General features: G+C 67.8%; 14 protein-coding genes. 9 read left to right on the top strand and 5 right to left on the bottom strand.

Annotation, left to right across the window (positions count from 1 at the left end):
* Nucleotides 1–57 precede the first annotated feature (57 nt).
* The 6 genes from M3A49_RS17115 to M3A49_RS17090 all read left to right on the top strand — a co-directional run bounded on the left by M3A49_RS17115 (nt 58) and on the right by M3A49_RS17090 (nt 8141).
* On the top strand, nt 58–567 hold the full coding sequence (locus M3A49_RS17115; RefSeq protein ID WP_028207377.1) for a hypothetical protein: 510 nt from the start codon (nt 58–60) through the stop codon (nt 565–567).
* A 388-nt stretch (nt 568–955) separates the two neighbouring features.
* A complete protein-coding gene (locus tag M3A49_RS17110) occupies nt 956–1540 on the top strand; it encodes a DUF2760 domain-containing protein (RefSeq protein ID WP_266229741.1) in 585 nt (194 codons plus the stop codon).
* A complete protein-coding gene (locus M3A49_RS17105) occupies nt 1537–3381 on the top strand; it encodes an Hsp70 family protein (RefSeq protein WP_266229740.1) in 1845 nt (614 codons plus the stop codon). The genes M3A49_RS17110 and M3A49_RS17105 overlap by 4 nt, the downstream gene beginning before the upstream one ends.
* A gap of 5 nt (nt 3382–3386) precedes the next feature.
* Complete coding sequence (locus M3A49_RS17100) at nt 3387–6185, top strand: Hsp70 family protein (RefSeq protein ID WP_266229739.1); 2799 nt, start codon at nt 3387–3389, stop codon at nt 6183–6185.
* A gap of 84 nt (nt 6186–6269) precedes the next feature.
* A complete protein-coding gene (locus M3A49_RS17095) occupies nt 6270–6980 on the top strand; it encodes a YceH family protein (protein WP_266229738.1) in 711 nt (236 codons plus the stop codon).
* A gap of 24 nt (nt 6981–7004) precedes the next feature.
* Nucleotides 7005–8141: a cytochrome P450 gene (locus tag M3A49_RS17090; protein WP_266229737.1), complete on the top strand. Its 1137-nt coding sequence runs from the start codon at nt 7005–7007 to the stop codon at nt 8139–8141.
* Between the two features lie 4 nt (nt 8142–8145).
* On the opposite strand, the gene M3A49_RS17085 is transcribed toward M3A49_RS17090, so the two are convergent.
* From M3A49_RS17085 to M3A49_RS17075, 3 genes are all read right to left on the bottom strand, one after another.
* Nucleotides 8146–9000 (bottom strand): alpha/beta fold hydrolase, encoded by an 855-nt coding sequence (locus tag M3A49_RS17085; RefSeq protein WP_266229736.1) that lies wholly within the window; start codon nt 8998–9000, stop codon nt 8146–8148.
* 245 nt (nt 9001–9245) lie between these two features.
* Nucleotides 9246–9632 (bottom strand): SgcJ/EcaC family oxidoreductase, encoded by a 387-nt coding sequence (locus tag M3A49_RS17080; protein ID WP_266229735.1) that lies wholly within the window; start codon nt 9630–9632, stop codon nt 9246–9248.
* A gap of 62 nt (nt 9633–9694) precedes the next feature.
* Complete coding sequence (locus M3A49_RS17075) at nt 9695–10738, bottom strand: D-cysteine desulfhydrase family protein (RefSeq protein WP_266229733.1); 1044 nt, start codon at nt 10736–10738, stop codon at nt 9695–9697.
* A 220-nt stretch (nt 10739–10958) separates the two neighbouring features.
* On the opposite strand from M3A49_RS17075, the gene M3A49_RS17070 reads away from it, so the two are divergent.
* The 3 genes from M3A49_RS17070 (at nt 10959) to ubiM (ending at nt 13110) form a co-directional block, all read left to right on the top strand.
* The gene (locus M3A49_RS17070) at nt 10959–11168 is read left to right on the top strand and encodes a hypothetical protein (RefSeq protein WP_035514678.1); all 210 of its coding nucleotides are present in this window, start codon (nt 10959–10961) and stop codon (nt 11166–11168) included.
* A 273-nt stretch (nt 11169–11441) separates the two neighbouring features.
* Nucleotides 11442–11801 (top strand): hemerythrin domain-containing protein, encoded by a 360-nt coding sequence (locus M3A49_RS17065; protein WP_266229732.1) that lies wholly within the window; start codon nt 11442–11444, stop codon nt 11799–11801.
* Nucleotides 11802–11913: 112 nt separating this feature from the next.
* Entirely contained in the window at nt 11914–13110 is a 1197-nt protein-coding gene (gene ubiM, locus M3A49_RS17060; protein WP_266229731.1) for a 5-demethoxyubiquinol-8 5-hydroxylase UbiM, read from the top strand.
* 2 nt (nt 13111–13112) lie between these two features.
* On the opposite strand, the gene M3A49_RS17055 is transcribed toward ubiM, so the two are convergent.
* Together M3A49_RS17055 and M3A49_RS17050 are read right to left on the bottom strand one after the other, a co-directional pair.
* Nucleotides 13113–14360 (bottom strand): glycosyltransferase, encoded by a 1248-nt coding sequence (locus tag M3A49_RS17055; RefSeq protein WP_266229730.1) that lies wholly within the window; start codon nt 14358–14360, stop codon nt 13113–13115.
* Nucleotides 14357–15040 carry a TetR/AcrR family transcriptional regulator gene (locus M3A49_RS17050; protein WP_266229729.1) on the bottom strand — a complete coding sequence of 228 codons (684 nt, stop codon included), beginning with the start codon at nt 15038–15040 and terminating at the stop codon, nt 14357–14359. The genes M3A49_RS17055 and M3A49_RS17050 overlap by 4 nt, the downstream gene beginning before the upstream one ends.
* Nucleotides 15041–15098: the final 58 nt, after the last annotated feature.

Below are 15098 nucleotides of genomic sequence, written 5' to 3'. Positions count from 1 at the left end.
CGAGCCGGTGGCTAGCCAGTTGCAAGCGGGTCGCCGCATGACCGAAGGAGGGCCATCATGAGACGCCTCTATTTCCTCGCTCCCGACACCACCACCGCGCAGGCGATCGTCGACGATCTGCTGCGCGCGCGCATCACGTGGCGTCATATTCACGTGCTCGCCAATCACAGCGTGGGGCTCGAACGCTTGCCCGAAGCCTCGCTGCTGCAGCGCAGCGACGTCGTGCATGCGCTGGAGCGCGGCGTGATGTTCGGCGCGGCGACTGGCGCAATCGTCGGTCTCGTGGCGCTGATGTTTCCGCCCGCGAACTTCGATATCACGGGCGGGGTGGTCGTCGTGCTGACCCTCGCGGGCGCGATATTCGGCGCGTGGGTGGCCGGCATGATCGGCGTGGACGAACCGAACACACGGCTCTCGCGCTTTCACGGGCCGATCGAGGACGGCCAACTGCTGGTCATGGCCGATGTGCCCGGCTCGCGCGAAGCGGAGATCGAGGCGAACATCGCGCAGCACGTTCCGCGCGCCGACGTGGAAGGCGCGGAAGCGACGACGCCCATCTTTCCCTGAAAGCGCCGGGGCTTCAAAGCGAATCACGGCGGCGGCGCAGGCTTGAGCGTTTGCCCACGCCGCCTGTCGTCCGATTCGCGCCCCATTTCTCTGCCTTGGCGCGCCTTTTTAGGGCCGCAGCGTTCAACGTCTGACCGCCGAGGTTCAGCCGCGCCGGCCGCCCGCCAACAACGCCCCTAGCCCGCCGCCGGGCACGCCATTTCCTCGCCAAATCCGCATTTTGACCGGCTTGCGCCCGCGACAAGGCAAAATACGGGTTTTGAGCCCGTTCGGGCTCGAGTTTCCCCTGCCGGCCGCCTCCTTCCAGGCATCGATCGGGCCTCGTTGTGAGCCCGGCAGGTCGGCTCGCCTTGCCTGCGAGCCCTCAAGCGATATTGGAGTCGTCTATATGCCCGAATCGAATCTGTCTTTCTTCGGCCGCCTTTCGGTCGCGCTGGGATCGTTCTTCGCGATCCTCGGCGATGGCGAGCTCGCCGCCAACGTGCGCCGTCTGCGTGAAGGCGGACTTGCACCCGCCGCCGCCGCGCCCGCGCCCGCCGCGGCTCCGGTCGCGAAGCCGGCACCCGCACCTGCACCCACCGTCATCAAGGAAGCCACGCCCGACGCCGCGCTCCAACTGCTCGGCCTGCTCCAGCGCAACGCGCGCTTCGTCGATTTCGTCGAGGAAGACATTGCCGGCTATGCCGATGCGGATATCGGCGCCGCCGCCCGCATCGTCCACGAAGGCTGCCGCGCCACGCTGCGCGACCACTTCGCGATCCGCCCGGTGCGCAGCGAGTCCGAAGGCTCGCGCGTGACGCTGCCGGCCGGCTTCGACGCCGCCGCCGTGCGCCTCACCGGCAACGTGGTGGGCGAGGCGCCGTTCAGCGGCAGCCTCACGCATCGCGGCTGGCGCGTCGAGGAGGTCAAGCTGCCGCAACTCGTCAAGACGCACGACGCGCGCATCATCGCGCCGGCGGAGGTGGAGCTGTGAGCGATCCGCGTTATTCGATTGGCGTCGACCTGGGCACGACGCATTGCGCGCTGTCCTACGTCGACCTCAGCGCCAGCGATGGCGAAAAGACCCAGCAGGGCGTGCTGAACGTGACCCAGCTGACGGCGCCGGGCACGCTGGAATCGCCCGACCTGCTGCCTTCGTTTCTTTATTTGCCGCATGCGGGCGAGCTGACGCCGGGCGACCTCACGCTGCCGTGGACCGCCACGCGCGAGTACGCCGTGGGCGAGCTTGCGCGCAGCCGTGGCGCGGGCACGCCGATCCGCCTCGTCTCGAGCGCGAAGAGCTGGTTGTGCCACCCCGGCGTGGATCGCCGCGCGGCCATTCTGCCCAACGACGCGCCGCCCGAAGTCACGCGCGTGTCGCCGCTCGAAAGCTCGGTGCGCTATCTCACGCATCTGCGCGAGGCCTGGGACCACGCGTACCCCGAGGCGCCGTTCGGCGAGCAGGAGATTACCGTCACGATTCCGGCCTCGTTCGACCCTGCCGCGCGCGAGCTGACGGCCGAGGCCGCGCAGGCGGCGGGCTACGCGAAGATGACGCTGCTGGAGGAGCCGCAGGCGGCCCTCTATAGCTGGATTCAGAAGAGCGGCGGTGCGTGGCGCAAGGACGTGAAGGTCGGCGACATCATCCTCGTGGTCGACGTGGGCGGTGGCACGACCGACCTTTCACTGATCGCCGTGGTCGAGCGCGAAGGCAATCTCGAACTGCACCGCGTGGCCGTGGGCGAGCACATTCTGCTCGGCGGCGACAACATGGACCTCGCGCTCGCGCACGTGGTCGCGCGCAAGCTCGCGGCCCAGGGCACGCAGGCCGATCCGTGGCAACTGCGCGCGCTGACCTATGCGTGCCGGTCGGCCAAGGAAACGCTGCTGAGCGACGCCTCCGTCGATACGGTGCCGATCGTCGTGCCGAGCCGCGGCTCGAAGCTGATCGGCGGTTCGATCCGCACGGAACTCACGCGCGCCGAACTCACGCAGATCATTCTCGAAGGCTTCTTCCCGCAGGTGGACGCCGCTGCGCGCCCCGCCGTGCGCACGCGCGTGGGTCTCACGCAGCTTGGCCTGCCGTATGCGCAGGACGCGGGGGTCACGCGCCATCTCGCGGCCTTCCTCGGCCGCCAGGTGCAGGCGCTCGCGGAACTCGAAGGCTTTGGCGCGCCGCCCGCAGGCGCGACCTTCCTGCACCCCACGGCGGTCCTTTTCAACGGCGGCGTGTTCAAGTCGGCGCTGCTTTCGCAACGCGTGCTCGAGATCCTCAACGGCTGGCTCGCGGCCGAAGGCGCTGCGAGCGCGCGTCTGCTCGGCGGTGCGGACCTCGACCTCGCGGTCGCGCGCGGCGCGGCCTATTACGGCTACGTGAAGCGCGGCAAGGGCGTGCGCATTCGCGGCGGCACGGCGCGCGCGTATTACGTGGCCGTCGAATCGGCCATGCCGGCGGTGCCGGGGCTCGAGCCGCCCGTGTCGGCGCTTTGCGTCGCGCCGTTCGGCATGGAAGAGGGCACCGAGGCGGCGCTCCCGCCGCAGGAGTTCGGCCTCGTCGTGGGCGAGCCGGTGCACTTCCGTTTCTTCGGCTCGTCGGTGCGGCGCCTGGACCAGGTCGGCACGATGCTCGACTACTGGACGCCCGAAGAATTGCAGGAGCTGGAGGAAATTCAGGCCACGCTGCCGACCGAAGGCCGCACGCCCGGCGAAGTCGTGCCCGTGAAGCTGCACGCGCGCGTGACGGAGGCGGGTACGCTGGAGCTTGAAGCCATGCCGAGCGGCACGAACGAGCGCTGGAAGGTCGAGTTCGACGTGCGTGGCGGAGCAGGCGACTGAGCCCGATGAAGCCATACGTCGTCGGCATCGACCTGGGGACGAGCAATACCGTCGTGGCGTACGTGGAGGCGGGCGGCGACGCCATCCGCGTGTTCGACGTCGAGCAACTCACCGGCCTCGGGGAAGTGGGCGCGGAAAAGATGCTGCCTTCCGCGCGTTATCACCCGGCGGCAGGCGAGCTTGCGGCGGGCGATTTGCGTTTGCCGTGGCGCGCGCCGACGCCCGGCGACGACGCCGTCATCGGCCGCCTCGCGCGCACGCTCGGCGCGCAGGTGCCGGGCCGGCTCGTGGCGAGCGCGAAAAGCTGGCTCTCGCATGCAGCGGTGGATCGCCTCGCGCCGATCCTGCCGTGGGGCGCGCCCGACGACGTCGCCAAGGTTTCGCCGGTGACCGCGAGCGCGAGCTATCTCGCGCACGTGCGCGCCGCGTGGAACCATCGTTACCCGCATGCGCCGCTCGAAGATCAGGACGTGGTGCTCACCGTGCCCGCCTCGTTCGATGACGGCGCGCGCGCGCTCACGCTCGAAGCGGCCCGCATGGCGAAATTGCCCGCGCTGCGCCTGCTCGAAGAACCGCAGGCCGCGTTCTACGACTGGCTGTATCACCATCGCGCGACGCTCGATGCGGAGCTGGGCGCGTCGCGCCTCGTGCTCGTGTGCGACGTGGGCGGCGGTACGACCGACCTCACGCTCATCAAGGTGCAGTTCGAGGGCGGCGAGCCGCAGCTCACGCGCATCGGCGTGGGCAATCATCTGATGCTCGGCGGCGACAACATGGATCTCGCGCTTGCGCATCTGGCCGAAGGCCGGCTCGCGAACGCGCAAACGCGCCTGAGCGCGGCGAGCCTTTCGCAGCTTGTCGAGCGCTGCCGCGTCGCGAAGGAGCAGTTGCTCGACGCGAGTGCGCCCGAGTCCGTGCCGATCACGCTGCTCGGCGCGGGTGCGCGTCTCGTGGGCGGCGCGCGCACCACGCAGCTTGGCCGCGAGGAAGTCGCGCAGATCGTGGTGGACGGCTTCTTCCCCGTGGGCGCTGCCGGCGACCTGCCGCGCCGCTCGCGCGCGGCGATTGTCGAGTTCGGCTTGCCCTATGCCGCCGATCCGGCCATCACGCGCCATATCGCGGCGTTCTTGCAGCGCTTCGCCGCGCAGTCGCGCGAGGCGCTGGGTTCTTCGGGCGCGGCCGGTGAACCGGAAACCGCGCTGCCCATGCCCGACGCGCTGCTGCTCAACGGCGGCGTGTTCCGCGCGCGCGCGCTCGCGCAGCGTCTGGCCGATACGCTCGGCACGTGGCGCGGCGAGCCGCTCAACGTGCTGCAGAACGATCAGCCCGACGTGGCCGTCGCACGCGGCGCGGTCGCCTATGCGCTCGCGCGGGCCGGCAACGCGCCGCGTATCGGCGGCGGCTCGCCGCGCAGCTACTTTCTCGTGCTCGACGAAGGCGCGGCAGCCGATGCCGCTGCGCGCGGCGTGTGCGTCCTGCCGCGCGGCACAGAGGAAGGCCACGAACTGCATCTGGACGACCGCACGTTCGCATTGCAGCTGGGCCAGCCGGTGCAGTTCCACCTCGCATCGACGGTGGCCGACACCGCGTGGCAACCCGGCGAGCTGGCCGACCTCGCAGCGGGCGACTTCGTGCGCCTGCCGCCGCTCGCGACCGTGGTGCCCGCAGGCGGCGGCGATGCAAAGACGGCGCGCGAGTGTCCCGTCAAGCTCACGACCGCGCTCACCGAAGTCGGCACGCTGGAGATGCACTGCATCGCCACCGACGACGCCTCGCAGCGCTGGCTGCTCGAATTCGCGCTGCGCCGCGCGGAGCACGAGGCCGGTGCCGGCGCGGCGAACGGCGAGTCGCGCCACGCGGGCCAGGGCGAAGCCATCGACGCGATCGAACGCGTGTTCGGCGCGCGCTCCGTCAAGGTCGACGCGAAGGAAGTGAGGCGCTTGCGCGCGCATCTCGAAGAGCGGCTCGGGCCGCGCCAGAATTGGGACGGCCCGCTGCTGCGCGAGCTGTTCGGCGCGCTCTGGGAACGCGCGGGCAAGCGCCGGCGCTCCGCCGATCACGAACGCCTGTGGCTGAACCTCGCCGGCTTTTGTCTACGTCCGGGCTTCGGCTATCCGCTGGACGAATGGCGCGTCGAGCAGCTCTGGTCGCTCTTCGACGACGGCATCCAGTTCGTGGGCGAAGGCCAGGTGTGGTCGGAGTGGTGGACGCTCTGGCGGCGCGCGGCCGGTGGTCTGAACGAGGCGCAGCAGCACGAGGTGCTGGAGGCGATGACGTACCTCGAAGAGGCGGCCGGCTCGAAGCGCCACAAGCTGCCCTTCGACACCGCGAAGCTCGGCGTGCCGGACATGATCCGGCTCTACGCGTCGCTCGAACAGATTGCGGCCGAGCGCAAGATCGAGATCGGCGAGCGGCTGTTGCAGCGGCTTCAGAAGCCTTCCGAGAATCATCAGACGTGGTGGGCCGTGGGCCGCATCGGCGCGCGCCAGCCGTTCTACGGCAGCGCGCACGGCGTGGTGCCGCCGCAAACCGCCGCGCTTTGGCTCGACGCGATTCTCGCGCTCGACTGGAAAAAGATCGAACCGGCGATGTTCGCCGCCGCGCAAATCGCGCGCATGACGGGCGACCGCTCGCGCGACCTGCCCGCCGGGTTGCGCGAGACCGTGGTGCGCCGGATGGAGTCGGCAAACGCGCCGCCTGCGTGGGTCACGATGGTGCGCGAAGTCGTCGCGCTCGATACCGCGGACACGGGCCGGGTGTTCGGCGAGGCGCTACCGGCGGGGCTGAAGCTGATCGCAGGCTGAGCGACACGTGACTTCTGCGGGAAGCCCGGCGCGCGTATGATCGAACGCCTGATTCCAACTGAAACACAGCGGACTGATCTGCCCATGAATTCTCCTGCCGATGCTTCCTCGCCGCGCGCCTTGCGCGCGCTTTCGCCGATCGAGGCGCGTATCGTCGGCGTGCTGGTCGAAAAGCAGCACACGGTGCCCGATACCTATCCGCTCTCGCTCAACGCGCTCACGCTCGGCTGCAACCAGAAGACCGCGCGCACCCCGGTCATGAACGTGAGCGAAGCCGAAGTGCTGGCCGCCATCGAAGACCTCAAGCTGCTGAGCCTCGTGTTCGAAGGCAGCAGCAGCCGCGTGCCGCGCTTCGAGCACAACCTGAACCGCGTGCTCGGCGTGCCGAGCCAGGCCGTGGCGCTCCTGACCGTGCTGCTGCTGCGCGGCGCGCAGACGGCGGCGGAATTGCGCCTGAACTCGTCGCGCCTGCACGGGTTCGCCGATGTCTCGTCAGTCGAAGGCTTCCTGGAAGAACTGGTCGAGCGCGAGCCGCCGCTCGTCGTGAAGCTGCCGCGCGCGCCGGGCGAGCGCGAAAGCCGCTGGATGCATCTGCTGTGCGGCGAAGTGAACACGGCGAGTTTCGTTGCCGCGGGGACCATCGCGCCCGGCGCTCGCGAGGAAGCCGGCGAGAGCGTGTCGCTCGCGGACTTCGAGGCGGTGCGCGCCGAACAGCAGCGTCTCGCCGACGAAGTCGAGCGCCTGCAGACGCTCGTCGCGCGCATGGCCGCCGAACTTGGCATGTCGCTCGACTGAGTACCGTCACCCCGCCGTCGCGCCATGGACGCCGCCGCATCCTCCGCCCAGCGCCTGCGCCAGGTGCGCGACCTGCCGTGCCCGCGCGGCTTGCCGCTCATCGGCAATCTGCATCAGCTGAACGCGCCGAAACTGCATCGCGTGCTCGAACAGTGGGCGGAGGAACTCGGCACGCCGTATCGCTTCCAGATCGCCTTCGGCGAGGACCCGCGCACGCTCGAACAGGAGCGCGGCGTCATTCAGGAGCATCTCGCGCAGATCTTCCCGATGCTCATGCACCGCGTGAACGCGCCGTTTCCGTACTGGCGCTATGTGCGTTTGCCGCGCGACCGCCGCACGGACCGGGCGCTCGCCGAAGTGCATCGCACGATACGCGGCATGATGGCGCGCTCGCGCGAGCGCATGCGCGACGAGCCGTCCGATGCGCCGCGCCATCTGCTCGAAGCGATGCTCGCGCTGCGCGATGCGCCAGGCTCCGACGTGACCGACGACATCATCGCCGCCAACGTCCTCACGCTGCTGCTGGCGGGCGAGGACACCACGGCCAATGCGCTGGCGTGGTCGCTCTACTATCTATGCGCCGACGAACCGCTGCAGCAGCGCCTCGCCAGCGCAGCACACGCGGTGCTGGGCGTACACACGGTGTGTCCGGACTACGGCCTCGTGAAAGACCTCGACCTGTTCGAAGCCGTGTGCAGCGAAACGCTGCGCTTTCGTCCGGTGGCCGCGATCATGGCGTTCGAGCCCGTCGAGAATGTGCAGGTGAGCGACGTCGCGTTGCCCGCCGGTTCGAAGATGTTCTTCCTCACCCGCCCGCCCATGCTCGCCGCGCGCCACTACTCGCAGCCCGGGCGGTTCGACCCCGAGAGCTGGCTACGCGGCCATGCGGGTGGCGATGCGCGTGTGCACGATCCGCGCGCGTGGGTGCAGTTTGGCGCGGGGCCGCGTGTGTGTCCGGGGCGGCATCTGGCGGCGATGGAAATGCGCCTCGTGCTCTCCACGCTGATGAACCGCTTCAAGGTGAAGCTGGCCGCCGATCCCTCGACGATCGAGGAAATCACGGCGTTCGCGATGGTGCCGAGCCGCATGCCGGTGCGGCTGGCATTGCGGCCAACGGTTGAGTCGTTTCAACCACAAACGAATCAGCCGGGCCGTGACTGAAGTCTCAACCTTGCGTGATGAAGGTATGGACGTGGGTGTTGAAGAGGTCGGGGTGCGTGCCGTTCATGCCGTGCGTGGCGCCCTTGATCGTGACACGCCGTGCGAACGCGATCCACTCGTCCAGCGCTTCGACGTTGTTGCGGAACATGAGCGGGCTGCGCTGGCCGTCGATCAGCAGCGTGCGGCACTTGATCTCGCCGGCGGCGCGCGGCGCATACGGCGGCAGCGGGTCCTGCAACTGCTTGGGCAGCGTCGTGGCGTTGGCGATGGCCATCTGGCGAAACGCCGCCGAGCCTTTCTTCCAGGCGCCCGGCACGCTCACGGAGTCAACGAACAACTCGAGTCCCGCTTCGACTTCGCCGGCGTGGATGAGGTCGGCGGCGCGCGTGCGCAACGCGTTGGTGGCGGGAGGCAGCGCGGCTTCGTCGTCGTCCACGCGGGAGAGCGGGCCGCCCGGGTCGGCCAGCACCAGCGTGCGCACAAGACGCGGATAGCGGCGTGCCAGATGCCACGCCACGCAGCCGCCACGCGAATGGCCCACGAGGTGGACCGATTCAACGCCGAGCGCGGCGATGAAATCGGCCAGCTCGCTGACATGGCTCTCCCAGCCGAAATCGCCCTGGATGCAGGCGTCCGCCGCGGGCCAGTAGTGGCTCAGGCTAGGCGCGATGCAGCGGAAATGCTCCGACAGGCCGTTGAGCTGCGGCATCCAGTAGCGGTAATCACAGAGCGATCCGTGGACGAACAGCAGCGGCTCGCCATCGCCGCGCTCGAGGAACGGCAGGGCAATGCCCGAGTGCAACGTGGCGTACGACAGGTCGGGCGCGGCGAGTAGGGAGGGATCGATGCGTTGGTTCAAGGAGTGGCTCCGAGCGTATGAGCGTCACTTTGCCGCAAGCGCACGATTAAGGGAAACTCAATAAACTGAAGGAATCGATAAGATTTTCTGATTCAAAAAAGGGGCGTAACGCCGCAAGGCCTGTCGGGCGGGGTTGTTCTCTTTCAGCGGTGAAAGCAAGCGGGCACGCCCACGCCGCGGCGGCCTGGCGAGCGGCGCCCGAATCGTGGTTTGTAGCGCCGACGGCCGCGTTCGCGGCGGGGGATTTACGCCTTCGGCGCCACGAGATTGGCGTCGCGCGCGAGCAGCCAGCGTCCGCTCGCATCCTTGCGCACCAGCGTGAGCGTGTAGCCCGCACGCCGCATGGGTTGGGCTGCGCCCGGCGGCGTAATGGAGATGTCGATGCGGTTGCGCAGAAAGGCCCAATCCCCCAGCACCTGAAGTTCCACGATCTCAGCCGTGCCTTCTATGCGCATGTCCTGCTGCGCTCGCGAAGCCGCGGCAAACTCGGCCTTGCCGAACGGCTCCTGACCAGGCACCGTGAACACCACGTCGTCGGTCATCAGGCTCAGCACTCTGGCGGTGTCGCCGGCGCGGCTGGCTTCCATCCAGGTTTGCACCAGTTCGCGAATGGCGCGTTCGTCGTCGGTCATCGTGGGTTCCCTCGTGTTTCATTTCAACGGTTCTGGAGTGCTGGAGTGCGCCGCGCGGTGCCTCAAAACGCACTGCGATACGCGAACAGGCCCGGCAAGCCGCCGGTCATGACGAATAGGACGTTCTCGCCGCGTGCCAGGCGTCCCGAACGCGCGGCTTGCACGAGACCGGCGAATGCCTTGCCGCTGTACACGGGGTCGAGCAGCAGGCCTTCTTTCGAAGCGACGAGCCGCACGGCCTCGCGCATGGCGTCGGTGGGAATGCCGTAACCGTCGCCGAGCTGTGCTTCGTCGATCACGATCGAGCGGCCCTCGATGCGCCGCGCCGGATCGATCAGCTCGAGCGTCTTGCTGGCCTTTTCGAGCGTGGTGGCTTGGGCCCGCTCAGCCTTCGCCAGGACGGTGTACGCGAGCACGAGGCTCGGGTCGATGCCCAGCGCCGCACAGCCGGCGGCGAGCCCGGCGTGCATGCCGCCGCTGCCGTTCGGCACGACGATGCGCGCGAAGCTCAATCCCTGTGCATGGGCCTGCGTCATGATTTCGGCGGCGCAGGCCGCGTACCCCAGACATCCCACCGGGCTCGACCCGCCCAACGGGCACACGTAGACCTTGCGGCCCTGGGCGCGCAACTCGTCGGCGCGCGCCTGGGCGAACTCTAGTGCGTTGGCCGTGCCGGGCAGGTCGTGCACGCGTGCGCCGAGCAGGTCGTCGAGCAGGATGTTGCCGTTCTCCAGATACTCGAAGTCCTCGCGCGGCACGGCCCGCGTGAGCACGAGTTCGCACTGCAGGCCTGCTTGCGCCGCCGCAGCCGCCGTCAAGCGCGCATGGTTCGACTGGCGCGCGCCCACGGTGATGATGGTGTCCGCGCCCGCAGCCAGCGCTTCGCCCACCAGGAACTCCAGCTTGCGCAGCTTGTTGCCGCCGCCGCCGAGGCCAGTGAGATCGTCGCGCTTGACATAAACATTCACGCCCCCAAGTTCGTCGCTTAGCCGAGGCAATGGCTGGATCGGCGTGGGTCCTTCCAGCAGTGCGCGGCGAGCATGCCGCGAAAGATCGAGCTGATACGGGGACGCGGAATGGGTTGCGGCATTCGTTACGGTAGTCATCGGGCTCTCGCTGTCTGGCAGTCTGGAATGGGAGCGTAGCTGGCGGCATTTACATTTGCCAGGCGTCGAATAATAACCAGGGTAATTCTCGAATAATGCGCAACGCCTCAGGGTTCTCACGTCCACGTAATTCCGTATTGCGTCGCAGCAGGGAGGTTTTTAGACTGATTCTTATCCAGGCAATCGTCCGAGACGATATTCCCACCACGGGAGGCTTCAAATGAATATTTTTCAATCGCCGAGCCAACCATCGAGTCCGAGGCTGCACGTATTCGAACAGGAAGGCGGCTGGCACTGGGGTATCACCATAGAGCGTTCGGCAGGCGGCGGGTTCAAGGTCATCGCATACAGCGAGAAGACGTTCCGCGCCGAAAACGAAGCACAATCCGACGGCGACCGCGCCCTCGTCAATCTCGCCGAACTGGTTTGAGCCGCGCGCCGCGCGGCTGCGTATTTTCGCGTCTGCGGCACCTCTCCTCGCATCCTTCCACGTTTGCGGCCCGCGCCCCCCGCGCTGCGCCGGAATCGATGTTTCTTTTCGTCTGATCGCTTCTTGCATGCGCTCAGCCCGCGTCCATCGGCCTCAGTGACCGATCGTGCGACGTTTGCTAAAAATCAGCGCGCAATTCTATGCGCCTCGGTATCTTGAAAAATTGCCCGAGAGGGCTTTTCGCACCGTTCCTGAACGCCGTCACCTTCCTTCATGACCTCACCCGCGCCGCGCCCCTCGCCGACACTCGCGCCCGATCTGCAACTGGGCGAACCCATGACCGATACGATGCATGCCGAGTTCGTCGCGCTGCTCGACGCGCTCGCGCGCGCGAGCGACGGAACATGGCTCGGCGCGTTCGACGCGTGGGCGGCGCACACCAAACAGCATTTCGCGCAGGAAGAAGCGTGGATGGAGGTAATGAACTTCGGTCCGCGCCATTGCCATGCCAGCCAGCATCGGCACGTCCTGAACGTGGTCGGCGAGGTGCGCAGCAAGTTGCCGACGAGGGGCGCTTCGACACGGGTCGGCCACTGGTGGGCGAACTGCGCGAATGGTTCGCCTGGCACGTGAAGTCGATGGACGCGCTCATGGTCGAAGCCCTGCGCGAACGCGGCATCGCGAAGGTCGATCAAGCCGATCAAGCCGATCAAGCCGTCTGAGTCACATTCCAATCGTTCGATTCATGCAAGCAGATATCGTAATCGTAGGCGCCGGGCCGGTGGGGCTGTGTCTTGCGCGCTCGCTCAGTGGTGTTGGCCTCAAGATCGTCATGGTCGAGCAGCAGAGCCTCGCCGACATCGGCGAGCCGCAGTTCGACGGGCGCGAGATCGCGCTGACCCAGAAGTCGGTGCGCGCGATGCGCAGGTTCGGGCTTTGGGATCTCATCGACCCGCACGCGCGGGCTCCGCTTCGCAGCGCCAGGGTGTTCAATGGTCCCTCGCCGGGGGCGCTCGAGATCGGGCACGACCTGAGCGGCCACGCGGAGCTGGGCTGGCTGGTCTCCAATCACCTGATTCGCAAGGCTGCCTACGAGGCGCTGCGGCAAAGCACGGCGGAGCATGGCGACGTGACGCTGCTCGCGGCCCAAAAGGTCAGCGCTGTGAAAGCCGATGACGCTCTGGCGAGCGTGACATTGGAGAGCGGCGAAACGCTCTCGGCGAAGCTGATCGTCGCGGCGGACAGCCGCTTCTCGTCCACGCGCAAGATGATGGGCATTGCCGCCAGCATGCACGATTTCGGCAAAGCGATGCTGGTTTGCCGCATGACGCATGAAGCGCCTCACGAGCACGCCGCGTGGGAATGGTTCGGCTACGATCAGACGCTCGCGTTGCTGCCCATGAACGCGGAGCGCTCGACGAACGCGCATCAGTCGTCGGTCGTGCTCACGCTGCCCGTGGGCCAGGTCAACGAGATCGCCGCGCTTGCGCCCGACGCATTCGCGCGGCATATCGAGGATCGTTTCATGCACAGGCTGGGCGCGATGAAGCTGGCGAGCACCCGGCATGTGTATCCGCTCGTGGCCGTTTATCCGGAACGCTTCGTCGGCAAACGCTTCGCGGCCGTGGGCGACGCCGCGGTCGGCATGCACCCGGTGACCGCGCATGGGTTCAATTTCGGGTTGCTCGGCGTGGAAACCTTAGGTAACCGAATCATCGAAGCGCATAAGAGCGGCTTCGATCTCGGGGCCGCCTCGGTTTTGCAGCGCTATGAAACACAGCACCGCCGCGCGACGAAGCCGCTCTATCTCGCGACCCGGTTCATCACCGACGTCTATACGAACAACAGCGCGCCCGCGAAACTGGCGCGCGACTTCATGCTGCGCGCGGCTTCGAAACTGATGCCGTTCAGGAAGGCCATCGCGGCTTCACTGACCGGTTGACGTCAGGCGCCCTCGCGCACATCGACCGCAACGATGCGCTCGAGGGCGGCCACCGCGTTCGCCACGCCGTTTTCCGCACGCATCGTTTCGCCTAGTGCGCGGGCGCGGCTTCGCACCGTTTCGCTGGCGGCAAAGTCGAGTGCGTTCGCGAACGCTCGGGCGTTGGGCTGGCGTCCGTCGACCGCTGGCGGTGCGACGCCAGCCTGGCGCAGACGCTCCGCCCAGAAGAACTGGTCGCCCGCGAACGGCGTCACGATGGAAGGCACCCCTGCGCGTGCTGCGGAGTGCGAAGTACCGGAGCCGCCGTGATGAATGACGGCGGCGGTGCGCGGGAGCAGCCAGTCGTGCGGCGTGTCGCCGACGACGAAAAAGTTTTCGGGAAGCGCCTGTGGACAGATGCCGCTCCAGCCCGGGTAGAAGAGTGCGCGCCGGCCCTGCATCGCTTCGATCAGGGCATTGAGCAGCCGCGCATTGTCGAAGCCCGTCATGCTGCCAAAGCCGATGTAGACGGGCGCGTCTCCCGCAGCGAGAAAGCGCGCCAGCGCAGCCGGTGGCGTCCATGCCGGGCTCGGCGCCAGCCACTGTCCGCATAGATGCGCGTTGGCGGGCCAGTCGGCAGGCGCGGCCAGCAGACCTGGCGAGACGCCATACACCATCGGGTGGTCCTTCCATACCGCCTTGCGCGGCGGCAGGCCGAACATCGCGCGCGCGGCGTTGGTCCTGTCGCGGAACGCCTTCCAGAGCAGGCCGTTCACCAGCGCGTGGCTGGCGCGGTTGAGCACGCGAGGCACCCACCTGGGCGGCAAGAACGGCGAGGGAAAGGCCGCAGTCGGCGTGATCGGGATCATGCCCGAGCCGATGCCTTTCGCGCCGAGATACTCCGCCGCGGAAAGCCCCACGAACGCGGCCAGCCCGGCAACCAGAATCGCATCGCAACCCTCGCCCGCCTCGACGATGGTGCGCATCCATGACTGCGCGTTTTCGTTGGCGATCTTCGCGAGCGCACGTGCGGTCTCGTTGAAGCCACCTCCCCTCGCGACGGCGCCAGCGATCGCGTGGTCCGGGCGAAGCATGCCGCGAATGTCGCCGGCCAGCGCCGTGGCCGGCACGCCGAGTGCGTGGGCGCTGCCGAGCGTGGCGGCGTCGGCGAGCAGGCGCGCTTCGTGGCCCGCGTCCATCAAGCTGCGGCAAAGCGCGGCGAACGGGCGCGCATCACCTTCGGTGCCGTAGGTCGCAATCAGTAGCTTCATGGGGCCTTTTTCCTCGGTTTCGGCGCGGCTTTAGCGGGTGTTTTCCGGGCCGCCTGCGCGGGCAGGGCCGCGCCGTGCAGGAACAAATCGACCGCAGCGGCAAACTCCTTGCGCAGTTTCAGGCGCGGTTCGGCCAGCCAGCGCAGCATGGCGCCGAGGTAGAGGTGGTGGAACGAGAGGGCGAGCCGCGCCGCGTCGAGATCGTCGCGCAGTTCGCCTTGCGCCTGCGCGCGCCGGACGAGCCAGGCAAAGGTATCCGCGATGTCGCTGAGCTGCTCGCTGTCCCGCGACGGCGAAGGCTCCGTGCCGATGCCGAGAAAGCGAAACCGCAGGTAAGGCGCGAGATAGTCCGGGTGCGCCTCGCACCAGCTCGCGCAATGATCGAGCACGAGCCGCGCGCCCGCAGCGAAGCCCGGTGTGTATTCGAGCCTGGTGTGCAGCGCTGCGAGATTCGCTGCCAATTCGAGATGCAGCCAATGGGCGAGCACCGCCTCTTTCACCGGGAAATGGTTGTACAGCGTGCCCTTGGCCACGTCCGCGGCGGCGGCGATCTGCTCCATGGTCACCGGTTCGTAACCGCGAGCTTCGAAGAGCGCGGCGGCGGTGCGCGCGAGATGTTCCAGGGTCTGCAGACGTTTACGGTCGCGGCGGCCTGGGGAAGCGGGCGTGGGCGTGGACATGTGAACGATGAATAATATTGAACGTCGTTCAATATTATTCATCGTTCACAAATCAACT

This window comes from Paraburkholderia sp. CNPSo 3076 (assembly GCF_026343935.1).
Lineage (GTDB): Bacteria > Pseudomonadota > Gammaproteobacteria > Burkholderiales > Burkholderiaceae > Paraburkholderia > Paraburkholderia nodosa.
The sequence above is the reverse complement of the archived record's forward strand: the minus strand, read 5'-3'. Positions and strand labels throughout refer to the sequence as shown.

Coding starts and splice junctions, on each gene's coding strand:
- M3A49_RS17075 (WP_266229733.1), bottom strand. CDS start 10,738: ATGACTACCGTAACGAATGCCGCAACCCATTCCGCGTCCCCGTATCAG.
- M3A49_RS17095 (WP_266229738.1), top strand. CDS start 6,270: ATGAATTCTCCTGCCGATGCTTCCTCGCCGCGCGCCTTGCGCGCGCTT.
- M3A49_RS17065 (WP_266229732.1), top strand. CDS start 11,442: ATGACCTCACCCGCGCCGCGCCCCTCGCCGACACTCGCGCCCGATCTG.
- M3A49_RS17090 (WP_266229737.1), top strand. CDS start 7,005: ATGGACGCCGCCGCATCCTCCGCCCAGCGCCTGCGCCAGGTGCGCGAC.
- M3A49_RS17050 (WP_266229729.1), bottom strand. CDS start 15,040: ATGTCCACGCCCACGCCCGCTTCCCCAGGCCGCCGCGACCGTAAACGT.
- M3A49_RS17070 (WP_035514678.1), top strand. CDS start 10,959: ATGAATATTTTTCAATCGCCGAGCCAACCATCGAGTCCGAGGCTGCAC.
- M3A49_RS17080 (WP_266229735.1), bottom strand. CDS start 9,632: ATGACCGACGACGAACGCGCCATTCGCGAACTGGTGCAAACCTGGATG.
- M3A49_RS17115 (WP_028207377.1), top strand. CDS start 58: ATGAGACGCCTCTATTTCCTCGCTCCCGACACCACCACCGCGCAGGCG.
- M3A49_RS17055 (WP_266229730.1), bottom strand. CDS start 14,360: ATGAAGCTACTGATTGCGACCTACGGCACCGAAGGTGATGCGCGCCCG.
- M3A49_RS17110 (WP_266229741.1), top strand. CDS start 956: ATGCCCGAATCGAATCTGTCTTTCTTCGGCCGCCTTTCGGTCGCGCTG.
- M3A49_RS17100 (WP_266229739.1), top strand. CDS start 3,387: ATGAAGCCATACGTCGTCGGCATCGACCTGGGGACGAGCAATACCGTC.
- ubiM (WP_266229731.1), top strand. CDS start 11,914: ATGCAAGCAGATATCGTAATCGTAGGCGCCGGGCCGGTGGGGCTGTGT.